Source organism: Massilia oculi (assembly GCF_003143515.1).
Taxonomy (GTDB): domain Bacteria; phylum Pseudomonadota; class Gammaproteobacteria; order Burkholderiales; family Burkholderiaceae_D; genus Telluria; species Telluria oculi.
Window position 1 is genome coordinate 3,208,264 of sequence record NZ_CP029343.1, and the last position, 12,434, is coordinate 3,220,697.

The 12,434-nt window shown below is 67.6% G+C and carries 11 protein-coding genes; 1 reads left to right on the forward strand and 10 read right to left on the reverse strand.

What is annotated here, in order from left to right:
• Positions 1-6: 6 nt before the first annotated feature.
• On the reverse strand, positions 7-3,003 hold the full coding sequence (locus DIR46_RS14660; protein WP_109345889.1) for a TonB-dependent receptor plug domain-containing protein: 2,997 nt from the start codon (positions 3,001-3,003) through the stop codon (positions 7-9).
• Between the two features lie 145 nt (positions 3,004-3,148).
• Positions 3,149-3,682, reverse strand: coding sequence for a gluconokinase (locus DIR46_RS14665; protein ID WP_109345890.1), 534 nt, complete (start codon positions 3,680-3,682; stop codon positions 3,149-3,151).
• 317 nt (positions 3,683-3,999) lie between these two features.
• On the opposite strand from DIR46_RS14665, the gene DIR46_RS14670 reads away from it, so the two are divergent.
• Positions 4,000-4,560, forward strand: a complete 561-nt coding sequence (locus DIR46_RS14670; RefSeq protein WP_109345891.1) for a putative glycolipid-binding domain-containing protein — start codon at positions 4,000-4,002, stop codon at positions 4,558-4,560.
• An 18-nt stretch (positions 4,561-4,578) separates the two neighbouring features.
• Here the strand turns inward: DIR46_RS14670 and mnhG are convergent, their stop codons facing one another.
• From mnhG to DIR46_RS14710, 8 genes are all read right to left on the reverse strand, one after another.
• Positions 4,579-4,950 (reverse strand): monovalent cation/H(+) antiporter subunit G, encoded by a 372-nt coding sequence (mnhG, locus tag DIR46_RS14675; RefSeq protein ID WP_109345892.1) that lies wholly within the window; start codon positions 4,948-4,950, stop codon positions 4,579-4,581.
• Complete coding sequence (locus DIR46_RS14680; protein ID WP_109345893.1) at positions 4,947-5,225, reverse strand: K+/H+ antiporter subunit F; 279 nt, start codon at positions 5,223-5,225, stop codon at positions 4,947-4,949. The genes mnhG and DIR46_RS14680 overlap by 4 nt, the downstream gene beginning before the upstream one ends.
• On the reverse strand, positions 5,209-5,739 hold the full coding sequence (locus tag DIR46_RS14685; RefSeq protein ID WP_109345894.1) for a Na+/H+ antiporter subunit E: 531 nt from the start codon (positions 5,737-5,739) through the stop codon (positions 5,209-5,211). The genes DIR46_RS14680 and DIR46_RS14685 overlap by 17 nt, the downstream gene beginning before the upstream one ends.
• Positions 5,736-7,406, reverse strand: coding sequence for a monovalent cation/H+ antiporter subunit D (locus DIR46_RS14690; protein ID WP_109345895.1), 1,671 nt, complete (start codon positions 7,404-7,406; stop codon positions 5,736-5,738). Before DIR46_RS14690 ends, DIR46_RS14685 begins: the two co-directional genes overlap by 4 nt.
• Positions 7,403-7,747, reverse strand: coding sequence for a Na+/H+ antiporter subunit C (locus DIR46_RS14695; protein WP_109345896.1), 345 nt, complete (start codon positions 7,745-7,747; stop codon positions 7,403-7,405). The genes DIR46_RS14690 and DIR46_RS14695 overlap by 4 nt, the downstream gene beginning before the upstream one ends.
• Positions 7,747-10,659: a monovalent cation/H+ antiporter subunit A gene (locus DIR46_RS14700; protein WP_205288982.1), complete on the reverse strand. Its 2,913-nt coding sequence runs from the start codon at positions 10,657-10,659 to the stop codon at positions 7,747-7,749. Before DIR46_RS14700 ends, DIR46_RS14695 begins: the two co-directional genes overlap by 1 nt.
• Positions 10,660-10,719: 60 nt before the next feature.
• Positions 10,720-11,601, reverse strand: a complete 882-nt coding sequence (locus DIR46_RS14705) for a universal stress protein (RefSeq protein ID WP_162819519.1) — start codon at positions 11,599-11,601, stop codon at positions 10,720-10,722.
• A gap of 166 nt (positions 11,602-11,767) precedes the next feature.
• Complete coding sequence (locus DIR46_RS14710) at positions 11,768-12,298, reverse strand: hypothetical protein (RefSeq protein ID WP_109345898.1); 531 nt, start codon at positions 12,296-12,298, stop codon at positions 11,768-11,770.
• Positions 12,299-12,434: the final 136 nt, after the last annotated feature.

Consider the following 12,434-nt stretch of genomic DNA (forward strand, 5'->3'; position numbering starts at 1 on the left):
ATCCCGTCAGAAGCCGTAGCGCAGGCCGACCCGGTAAGTGCGTCCAACCACGTCGTACAGCGCCGGATTGATGCCGTAGCTGGCATTGGTCTGCGGCGCCGCTTCCGGCGCGCGGTCGGTGACGTTGTCGATCTTGAAGTAGGCCTGCAACTGCTTCGACAGGTTGTAGCTGGCGCCGATGTCGAGATAGGCCGCGCCCTTCATCTTGTTGTCGTAGATGGTCGGGTGGATCAGCGTCGACATCGGGCAATTGGTCTGGCACTCGATGAAGTCGTTGCGGTAGGTGCCGTCGCTGAACCAGCGTTCGGTCAGCGTGAAGCTCAGCTTGTCGTTCTCCCAGGTCTGCTGCGCCAGCACCTTCCACTTCGGCGTATTGCCCATGTTCGAGCCGGCCGAATCCACCGCGATGGTGCCCACCACGCCCGACTCGGTGATGTAGTGCAGGTTGCGGGTGGCCAGCGCGCGGAAGGTGAAGCGGCCCGGCAGGGCGAAGCGCTCGAGGCCAGTCCGGTAGGCGGTCTCGAGGTCGAAGCCCTTGACCTTCAGCGAGGCCAGGTTGAAGTTCTGCACCGTGACGTAGTTGTTGCCCGGGCTGTTGAGTACCATCGCCTGGCAGATCTCCTGGTTGCCGGCCACGCACAGGTCGACTTCCTGCTGGATCGTCAGCGCCGAGATCACGCCCTTGACTTCGATATCGAAGTAGTCGGCCGAGATAGAAAAGCCCGGCGCCCATTTCGGCTGGCTCAGGACGATGCCGAAGGTGTTGTTGCGCGCGATCTCGGGACGCAGGCCGGTGTTGCCCACGGTGCGTTCCTGGACGCTGATGGTATTGCCCTGGTACTGGACCACGTTGTTGACCACCACCGGCGCCGCGAACAGCTCCGACAGGTTCGGCGCGCGCACGTCCTTGGAGGTCACGCCGCGCAGGCGCAGGCCGTCGATCGGCGTCTGCCAGGTGGCGCCCAGCTTCCAGCTGCCCACGCTGCCGGCGGTGCTGTACTTGGTCTCGCGGTCGGCCAGATTCAGGTTGGCCTCGCCCCAGGTCTCGGACTTGAACACCGGGACGTTCAGTTCCACGTAGGCTTCGCGCACGTTGTAGCTGCCTTCGCCGTTGTGGAAGTTACCGGCGTACCAGTTGTTGCCGACCGTGGTATTGAGCAGCGGGTCGCTCGGATACATCGCGTTGTTCGGCGAGTCCGGGGTCACGCCGTTGCCATAGGCGTCGCCGCGCACGCGGTATTTCTCGCGCCGGTATTCGGCGCCGGTGGCCAGCGAGATCGGGCCGGCCCAGCCTTCGAACAGCTCGCCGTTGATGTTGAAGCTGCCGACGTCCTGGCTTTGCGTGGTGCGCTGGCGCGGGCCGTTGGCCGGCGCGATATAGGCCCAGGCGGCGGGATCGATCGGGTTGTCGCCGATGATGTTGAGCGGCACGCAGCCCGACGCAGCGGCCACCGGATTGCGGCAGACGATGCGGCCGTCCGGCGCGCGCACCGCATCGATCGCATTGTTGTAGCGCGCGTTGAGCGTCATGTTGAAGGCATCGAGATTGGTCTTGTTCTCGCCGTGGGTCACGTAGGCGTCGTACGACCAGTCCTTGCCGAACAGGGCGAACTTGCCTTCGGCGCCGAGCACGAAGCGGCGCTGGGTGCGGGTCGGCTGGACGTCGATGTTCTCGGGGAAGACCGCGTTCGAGGTGCCGTACTGGAAGCTGGTGATGTTGTTGCGCGCGCAGGCATCGACGATCGACGCCGGCAGGAAGGGGTTCGAGCACTGGATGTTCAGGTTCGCGTTCTTGGCCGCGCCCGGGTTGGGCGAGAAGCGCGAGTCCACCTTGCCGTAGTTGGCGGTGAAGTAGAGCTGGTGGTCGGGATTGATGTCGAACGACATGCGGGTATAGGCCACCTGGCGCTTGAAGTTCATCGCCAGGTTGGTGCCCGAGCCCACGCTGCCGCTCAAGTCGCCGCCGATGCAGAACGGGTTGATGCAACCGGTGACGGCGCCGGTGCCGGTCGGCCGGCCGTTGGAACCGTACTGGAACTGGTAGGGAACGCCGCCCGCGCCGAAGGCCGTGCCCTGCAGCGGGCCGCTGGTGATCAGGCCATACTTGGCGTACTGGTATTGCTGCGCCTGTTCGATCACGCGATATTGCGGCAGCCCGTCGCCGGTCTGGCCCAAAGGACGCACCGAGTAGGCCGGGTTCTGGTACCAGGTGCGGCCGTTCGGTCCCTTGCCGCCGAAGCCGGGCGACTCGATGCCGTTTTCCTTCGTGAACTCGGCGCTGGCCGTCACGTGGAAGCGGTCGTTCAGGAAGGACTTGCCCCAGGCCGCCTGCACGCTGCCGCCGCGGTCGTCGTCATACTTCGTCTGGCCGCCCTGGACGTGGGCCTTGAAGCCGGTGAATTTTTTGTCGGTGACGAAGTTGACCACGCCGCCCACCGCGTCCGAACCGTAGGACGCCGAGGCGCCGCCGGTGACCACGTCGACGCGCTTGACCAGCAGTTGCGGGAACTGGCTGACGTCGGTCACGCCGGTGACGTTGGCGCCGACCACGCGCTGGCCGTCGAGCAGGGTCAGGGTCCGGATCGTGCCCAGGCCGCGCAGGCTCAGCGAAGACAGGCCCTGGATGCCGCTGCTGGTGCTGTTGGTGCTGGTGGTGCGGCCGGTGCTGCCCTGCAGGGCAGGCAGCTCGGCCAGGGTGTTGAACAGGTTCGGCTTGGCCGATTTCTCGAGGTCGGCGCTGGTGAGGCTGGTGGTCGGCGTCGGCATGGTGAAGCCGCGCGCGGCGATGCGCGAACCCGAGATGCGTACGACGGTGGCGGCGGCGCCATCGGCCGGGGCCGGAACATCGGTCGCTTGCGCGGCGTCGGCCGGCGTGGTCTGCTCCGCGCTGTCGGCGGCGGGCGTCGGCTCGGGCTGCACTTGCTGGGCGTGGGCGATGCCCACATTCCAGCAGGCGCTGGCCACGGCCAGGCTGATGAGAGTCCGTTGAACTGGTGTACGCATGATGTCTCCTCGATGCTTGTTGTAGGGGAGCGCGCCGTCTCTATGGTCGGCTGCGCGACAGCTTGCAACTGGCTGCTTGCGATGAATCTCGCCGAATCCCGGTGCCAGGGCCGTGGTTCAGGTGTCGTAATTCGGACGTCGTGGTTCAGGCGCTTCGGGTGACGCTTTCCACCAGCGCCGACGGCGCCAGGGTGATGTCCAGCGTGAGGCCGGCTTCGTCGGCCTGCAGTGGCTCCAGGATGCTCAGCTGCGAATCGAGCAGCGAGGGCGGCATGTAGTGGCCGGGGCGGCCGTGCATGCGCACGGCGATCAGCTCGCGCGGACCGGCCAGGTGCACGAAGCGCAGCGCCGGGTCGGCCACGCGCAGCAGGTCGCGGTAGCGTCGCTTGAGGGCCGAGCAGGACAGCACCAGGCCTTCGCCCCGGCTGCGGGCCTGGCCGATCTCGGCCGCCAGCGCGTCCAGCCAGCCGGCGCGGTCGTCGTCATCGAGCGGAATGCCGGCTGTCATCTTGCTGACGTTGCTGGCGGGGTGGTAGGCGTCGCCTTCGAGAAAGGGCACGGCGAAGTGGCTGGCCAGGGCGGCGCCGACCGTGCTCTTGCCCGATCCGCTGACGCCCATGACGACCCAGCGCAGGGCGCCGGCGGGTTGGGACGGGGTGTTGACGCTTGATGCTGACATCGTTTCTCCTCGGAAGACCGTTAGCGCTAACATCGCGTTTCTCGGAGTGTTGTTCAGCTAATTTTTTTTGTAAACACGTTATCGATGTTGCAATGCAATGTGATCCGCGGCTGATTTTGCCGCTTTGCAGTGGGCGCAAACGGGGCTTCCAGCGGTTTTTCACTCAGGAAGGACCATGAAAAATTGATAGCGCTAACATTGCTGCGACGCGCAATCTATTTTTTCGCGATGTTGTATTTACTCGACGGCGCCAGGTGTGCGTGACTGGAATCGGCTATGGTGAAGGCAGATCACGCACGCAGAAAGCGAGGACGATCATGGAACGCCGCCTGCGCTGGGCGACGGAAGAAGGAAACGGTCTGGAATACCTCGCGATCCGCCACACCGCGCAAGGCGTCGTCGCCGAAGGCGTGGTGGTCGGGCCGGATTCGGGGGACCTGTATCAGGGCAGCCCTTTCGGTTGCCGCTACGCGATCCATTGCGACGCGCGCTGGCGGGTGCGCCAGGTCGAGGCCAGCGTGGCCGTCGGCGCGCGCCTGCTGCTGCGCGCCGACGGCGCAGCAAGGTGGCGCGGCCCGGACGGCGCGCCGCTGCCGGCGCTGGACGGCTGCACCGACGTCGATCTGGCCTGTTCGCCGTTCACCAATACCTTGCCGATCCGGCGCCTGGGCGAGGCCCTGCGCGAACGCCGCGAGATCCTGGTCGCCTACGTCACCTTGCCCGGGGCGGGCGTGACGCCGTCGCGCCAGGCCTATACCTTGCTGGGCGAGGGCCGCTACCGCTTCGAGAGCCTGTCGGATCCCTTCCAGGCCGACATCAAGACCGATGCCGATGGCCTGGTCGTGCGCTATCCCGGCCTGTTCCGGCGCCTGGGCTGAGCGGCGCCGAGGCTGGCCTCATTCGCGCGAGATGGTGTACACCTCGCCCGCGGTCGCGCCCGCATCGCCCTTCTTCGCGCGCAGGTCGCGGTAGACGGCGGCGCGCATGATCATCATCGACACCACGGGTGCGGTCAGCAGCACGAACACGGTGATGATGATCTCGTGGACCACGGGCCGCGACTGCGCCACGGTGAAGTACAGCATCGAGGCGATCAGGAGGCTGCCGGCGCCCAGGGTGATCGTGATCGCCGGGCCGTGGATGCGCTGGTAGAAGGTGCGCAGGCGCATCAGGCCGAGCGCGCCGATCAGGATGATGCTGGCGCCCAGGATCAGCAGCAGCGAAACCAGCAGGGCGGCCCAGTCGGGCAGGTGTTCGATGCCGGTCATTCGATGATCTCCCCGCGCATCAGGAACTTCGCCATCGCGATGGTCGAGACGAAGCCGACCAGCGCGATCAGCATCGCCATTTCAAAATAGACCTGGGTGCCGAAGCGGATGCCCAGCACCAGGGCCAGCAGCATCCCGCACATCCAGAGGGTGTCGAGGGCCAGCACGCGGTCGTGGGCCGAGGGACCGATCAGCAGCCGGCCGGCGCACAGCGCCATTGCCGCCAGCACGCACACGAGGGCGTAGCCGATCGAGATTTCAAGCAGGGTCGCCATGGCGTACCTCCGTTTCGAAGATGTGGATCAAGGGCTGTTCGTAGCGGGTCTGGATGGTGTCGATCCACCACGCGGCGTCGTGCAGGTCGAACACGTGCAGCACCAGCTCGTGGTGCGCGGGATCGCGGCCGGGCTGAAGTTCGGTCCACACCGTTCCCGGCGTCATGTTGATCAGGCAGGACAGCGCCGCCAGGCCGTAGGGATCGCGTATCGTGAGCGGCACGCGGATGAACTGCGAGTTCAGGTTGGCGTGATCGGCCAGCAGGATGATGCGGCTGACGTTGAAGCACGAGCGCACCACTTCGACCGCCGCGAAGCCCAGCAGGCGCACGGCGACGATGGGCTTGCGCAGGCGCGGATAGCCCAGCGGATTGAGGTGCCGCGTCAGGACCGGACCGGCGACGCCGAGCGCCGCGCCGAGCAGGACGTGGCCCGGATACAGCGTCTGGTTCAGCAGCAGCCACAGGACGCACAGCGTCAGCGACACGAAGGGGTAAGGAAGCCAGCGGCTCATGGCGCCTCCGGGAGCGACAGGGTGGAAGGGGCGGTGGACGCCGGGCCCGGCACGGATGGCTCGGACAGCACCCGGCCGATGTAGGCGCCGGGACGGTGGACGTCGTCGCTGGCGCGGCTCAGGTAGCCGAACATCGGCTCGGCCTGCACCGTCATCAGCACCGACAGGGCCAGCAGCAGCAGGATCGGTGCCACCTCGGAGCGGTGCAGCTTTGGCGGCTCGGACGCGCCGCTGGCCCAGAAGGTGCGCACGCCGAAGCGCATCATCGAGATCACGGTGATCAGGCCCGAGAGGATGATCAGGACCATCAGTGCCCAGCCGGCGGCCGGGATCGCGGCGCTGCCGTCGATGGCGCCGGCGCCGTCGATGTGCGGATTGAGCAACGCGTGGAACATCCCGAACTTGGCGACGAAGCCGGACAGCGGCGGCAGGCCGGCGATCATCAGCGCGCAGGCGGCGAAGGCCAGCGACAGGAACGCCATCGCGGCCGGCACGCCGCGCCCGACCGGTTCGTCCGGCGCGTCCTCGACCGCATAGGCTTCCATGGTCAGCGCCAGCATGGCCGAGCGTGGGGTGCGGATGCGGTCGATCAGCTCGATCAGGAGCAGGAAGGCAGCCACCGCGATGGTGGAGCCGATCAGGTAATAGATGCCGGCCGTGACCAGGGTCGGCTGGCCGTAGCCGATCACCGCCAGCAGGGTGCCGGACGAGACGATGGCGCCATAGCCCGCCATGCGGCCGGCGGTGTCGGTGGAGAGGATGCCGGCGGCGCCGAACACGATGGTCGCCATGCCGCCATACAGCAGCGCGTCGCCGCCGAAGCCGGCCGCGGCGCCCGCGTGATCCGAGAAGATCAGCAGCCACAGGCGCAATATCACGTAGGCGCCGACCTTGGTCATGAGCACCAGCATGGCCGCCACCGGCGGCGAGGCGGCGGCATAGGTGGTGGGCAGCCAGAAGCCCAGCGGCCACATCGCGCCCTTGGTCAGGAAGGCCAGCGCCATCACGGTGGCGCCGACCTTGAACAGGGCCAGTTCGTCGCCCGTCAGCAGCGGCACGCGCGCGGCCAGGTCGGCCATGTTCAGGGTGCCGGTGGTGGCGTAGGTCACGGCAATCCCGATCAGGAACAGCAGGGCGGCGGCCAGGTTGATCGCGATGTACTGCATGCTGGCGCGAATGCGCTCGGCGTTATACCCGTGCAGCACCAGGCCGTAGGACGCGGCCAGCATCACTTCGAAGAACACGAACAGGTTGAAGATGTCGTGGGTCAGGAAGGCGCCGTTGATGCCCATGAGCAGGAACTGGAACAGCGTGTGGTAATGCACGCCGATCCTGCCCCAGCGGGTGCGCGTGAAGTGCAGCGAGGCCAGGCCGAGTACCGCGGTGAGCAGCAGCATCAGGGCCGACAGGCGGTCGACCAGCAGGGCGATGCCGAACGGCGCGCTCCAGTTGGCGGCCAGGTAGATGCCCAGGCCGCCCGGCCAGTGGCCGCCGTCGGTCATCTGGATCAGGGCCACCGCGGTGGCCAGCAGGGCGAGCACCGAGGCGTAGCTGAGCCAGTACTTCAGGCGGTGCCAGCCCTGCGTCAGCGGGGCCAGGGCGGCGCCCACCAGCAGCGGCAGCAGTACCGGCACCAGGATCAGGTGCTGGGTCCAGTGAAGACTCATAGTTCAGGCTCCTTGCCATCGACGTGGTCGGTGCCGGTCAGGCCGCGCGAACCGATCATCACCACCAGGTACAGCGCGGTGGTGGCGAAGCCGATGACGATCGCCGTGAGCACCAGGGCCTGCGGCAGCGGGTCGGCCAGGGCGGCCGGGTTGGGGGGCGCGCCGGCGGGCGTGAGCGGCGCGGCGTCGACCCACAGGCGGCCCATGATGAAGATGAACAGGTTGACGGCATACGACATCAGCATCAGGCCCGAGAGCACCTGGAAGCTGCGCGGACGCAGGATCAGCCAGATGCCGGAGCCGAACACGATGCCGATGGCGAGCGAAATGACGAGCTCCATCAGAAGATCTCCTTGGAGGGCGGGATGGTGGCGCGCGTGGCGTCGGCCGCCGCGCGATGGCTGCGCAGCGACTGGTGGGCCAGCGCGACCAGGGTCAGCATGGTGGAACCGACCACCACCAGGAACACGCCCAGGTCGAACACGAAGGCGCTCGGGACGTGGATCTCGTCCAGGATCGGCAGGGTGAGGTGGGCGGTATGGCTGGTCAGGAACGGATAGCCGAGGAACCAGGCGCCGATGCCGGTGAAGGCCGCGCATGCCAGGCCCCAGGCGATCCAGCGGTGGGGCCGCAGGCGCAGGTGCGATTCGACCCAGTCGGTGCCGGCCACCATGTACTGCACGATCAATGCGGTGGCGAAGATCAGGCCGGCGACGAAGCCGCCGCCCGGCAGGTTATGGCCGCGCATGAAGAAGTAGGCCGCCATCACGCCCATCACCGGCAGCAGCATGCGCAGGTAGACCGCCGGAATCATGAGATAGCCGCTCGAGGCCTGCTCGGCCGGGGTTTGCGTGACGGCCGGGTCGACGTCGCTGGCCTGCTGCACCGGAATCGCGATCGATTCGGTAGCGGGGCGGAAGCGGCGCAGCAGCGCATAGACGGTCAGGGCGACGGCCGACAGCACGGTGATCTCGCCCATGGTGTCGAAGCCGCGGAAGTCGACCAGCAAGACGTTGACCACGTTCGAGCCGCCGCCTTCGGTGAGCGCGCGCAGCACGAAGAACTCGCCGATCGAGGGTGGCGGCGACAGACGCAAGACCGCATAGCTGGCCGCCGCGATGCCCAGGCCGCCGGCGACGGCGATGAAGCCGTCGCGCCCGCGCCGGAACCAGGTGCTGGCCGGCGCGCGCTCCTTGAGGCCGGCCGGGGCGAAGCGCGGCGGCAGCCAGCGCAGGCCGAGCAGGATCAGCACCGTGGTCACGGTCTCCACCATCAGCTGGGTCAGCGCCAGGTCGGGCGCCGACAGCCACAAGAAGGTGATCGAAGTGACCACGCCGGTTCCGCCGACCAGGGCCAGCGCGACCAGGCGGTGGTACTTGGCGCTATAGGCCGCGCCGAGGGCGCAAGCGGCGCCGATGATCCACAGCACCGCGAACAGCGGGTCGAGCGCCTGCACGCTCAGCGCGGGAATCGCGGGCAGCGGATCGACCAGCAGCAGCGGCGCGGCGACCATGACGGCCATCAGCACCAGCATTTGCGGCTGCAGGCGGCGGGTGCCGGTCCAGCGGATCAGCGCGTTGGCGCCGACCGACAGCGCCAGCATCGTGCTTTCGTAGGCTTGCGCGCCCTTCAGGCGGTGCAGCACTGGCACCCGGGTGCGCTCACGCAGGTCATGGCGGCGCCACAGCACCCAGTACAGCAGGGCGCCCAGCAGCAGCGCGGCGCCGCTCATCAGCAGGGCCAGGTTGAAGCCGTGCCAGATAGCCAGGTCGTACTCGGGCATCGCCGCGCCCAGGACCGAGCTTGAAGCGACCTCCAGCACTTCGCCGACCACGCGCTCGGGCATGATGCCGACCGCGACGCACAGCACCACCAGGCACTCGACCGGGAAGCGCATCCAGCGCGCCGGCTCGTGCGGCTCGTGCGGCAGGTCCTTGGAAAGGCGGCCGAAGAACACGCTGATGAAGCGCAGCGAGTAGGCGACGCTGAAGATGCCCATCGCCACCGCCACGTACGACAGGGTCCAGTCGTCGCTGCCGCCCACGTGGGTGGTCTCGGCGAAGAACATCTCCTTCGACAGGAAGCCGTTCAGCAGCGGCACGCCAGCCATCGAGGCCGAGGCCACGATCGCCAGCGCGGCCGTCACCGGCATCGCCTTGCGCAGTCCGCGCAGGACGCGCATGTCGCGCGTGCCGGTCTCGTGGTCGACGATCCCGACCGCCATGAACAACGAGGCCTTGAAGATCGCGTGGTTCATGATGTGGAACACCGCCGCCACCACCGACAGCGGGGTGCCGATGCCCAGCAGGCAGGTGATCAGTCCCAGATGGCTGATGGTCGAGTAGGCCAGCAGCCCCTTCATGTCGTTCTGGAAGATCGCGAAGAACGAGGCCAGCGCCAGGGTGGTGGCGCCCGCGCCGACGATGATCCAGGTCCATTCCGGGGTGCCGCCGAGGGCCGGGTACAGGCGCGTGAGCAGGAACACCCCGGCCTTGACCATGGTGGCCGAGTGCAGGTAGGCCGACACCGGCGTCGGCGCCGCCATCGCGTGCGGCAGCCAGAAGTGGAACGGGAACTGCGCGCTCTTGGTCAGCGCGCCGAGGGCGATCAGCACCAGCGCCGGCAGGTACAGCGCATGGGCGCGGATCTGGTCGCCGGCCGCCAGCACCGTCTCCAGCTCGTAGCTGCCGACGATGTGGCCGAGCGTGAGCACGCCGGCCAGCAGGCACAGGCCGCCGGCGGTGGTGACGGTGAAGGCCATGCGCGCGCCGCGGCGGGCGTCGTTGCTCTCCTGCCAGTAGCCGATCAGGAGGAAGGACGTCAGGCTGGTGAGTTCCCAGAACACCACCAGCTGGATCAGGTTGCCCGACAGGACCACGCCCATCATCGCGCCCATGAAGGCCAGCATGTAGGCGTAGAAGCGCGCGACCGGATCGCGCTTGGACATGTAGTAGCGCGCGTACAGGATCACCAGCAGGCCGATGCCGAGCACCATGACCGAGAACAGCCAGGCCAGGCCGTCCATGCGGATGACGATGTCGAGGCCGAACATCGGCAGCCAGCTGTGGCGCGATTGCAGGACTTCGCCGGCTTCGAGGGCGGGGAACTGGGCAATGGCGAAGAGGAGGGCCGTCAGGGTAAACGCGCCGGCCGCAATGGCGGGACGGTTGCGCGACCCATTGGGCAGGCAGGCGGAGACGAAGGCGCCGGCGAAGGGAAGAAGGACGAGCAGGATCAGTGGCAGTGAGGTCATTGACATCATCCTTCGGGGCAGTGCGACATGTAGCGGCGCGCGCAGAGGCGCAGGGCGATTTCAGGTTTTTTCATTCTCATCGTCTTCTCCATGGCGCACAGGGGGACGTACAAGCAGCGTGTCGCACACGACTGCCTGCAGCAGGTATTCACTGCGGCTACCGGTCAGGAGGCGCATCAGCGCCGATTCTTCATGCAGGCCGAGCACGGCCAGATCGATACTATTATCCACTACATGGCGCGCAAGCTGGGAGGCGGGTTCGCCTTCGCCGATCACCAGGTCGAGCAGCTCATGGGCGCCGGGCGGCAGTGCGCAGCCGTCCAGGAAGCGGATCAGCTCCGCGTGGGGCGGCGCATCCGGGACCAGGGTCTCGGAATCATGGGCGTGGAATACCGTGATCCGGCGCCCGGGGAACAGGCGGGCCGCCGTTTCCAGCGCCAGTTTTGACGCCGGCGTGAAGTCGGTCGCGACCATGATGCGGCGGTAGGAGCCGCGTACGCGCTGGCGCACCACCAGCAGCGGCTGCGCCAGGCCGCGCGCCAGTTTCTCGACGGTGGAGCCGAGCAGCAGGTCGCCCAGGCTGTCGTGCTGCGAGGCGCCGGCGACCACGATGGCGCCGGGCAGGGTGGCCGCGCTGTCGAGGATGGCGGCAGCGGCCGGACCGGTGGCGAAATGCTGGGTGGCCTGCAGGGGCGAGCCGGCGAATTCGCGCGCGAACTCGGCGCGCGCCGCGCCTTCCTGCTGCGTGCGTCCGGCGTCGCCGTCGAGCCATTGGAGCACTTCGCCGGGCGCCTGGGGCGCGTCGTGCACCGTCAGGACCACCAGCGGTATTGAAAATTCGTCGGCCAGCTGCTTGGCGCGTTCCAGGGGCCGGTCGCAGCGGGCGCTCAGGTCCGTCGCAAGCAACAATCCGGGGGGCGTAGTCGGGCTAGGGTCTGGCATGCGCCGCCTCATGGAAAGTCTTCTCGGAAGGCGACACTCTACCGTAGTTGACTACCTGACTACAACGCGTTTCTTCAGTTATTTTGAATTTACTTCGGATAACTCCGGGTGCAGTGCAGCATTTTCGCGCATCGTCGACCCGCGTCCCTGATCCCGCATAGCGGCGTCAGGCGGTAATGTCGAGCGCCGGCGTGGCGGCTTCAATCTGTCCATACGCGGCGCGCACCCCGGCCTGCTTTTCGTTCTGCTCGCGCAGCCTGGCCTCGTAGGCGGCGCGTTCCTCGTCGCTGACCGTCTTGTCCGAATTGGTGTCGGCTTCGGCGATGTAGTCGGTGTCGGTGGTCGCCGAGGACACTGCAGCGCTCCCGGCGCCCCCGGCGCCGCCAGCCGGTGCCGCTGCGGCCTGGGCGCTTCCGGTTTCCTCGACCGCGTCACTGTCCTCGCTTGACGCCGCGGCCGATACCGGCGATGCATCCACGGCGCGCTGCACGCGCGTGGCGTCGGCCTGGGCATTCAGTTCGTCGCCCAGGCGCGCCGCCGCCGCCGACTCGACGCTTTGGGTGGGCGCCGGTGGCGTCGCCTGGGCGTCCGGGGACGGGACCGTGGTGGCCGGGCCAGGCGCCGCTTCGTCGTTTTTTTTCGGGGGTGGGGCAGATGCCGCCTGTGCGGCGCTGGCGCCGCCGATGCTGTCGATCATGGTCGTGTCCTGTTTCGGGTTTCGTCCATGATTAACGGCCGGGCGGACCGTGCGGCGCAGGGCGGGAAATGTAAAGCGGCGTAAAACCAACACGTTTGGGGGGATGGATCTCCCCTCGATTGGGGATAGGCCGGGA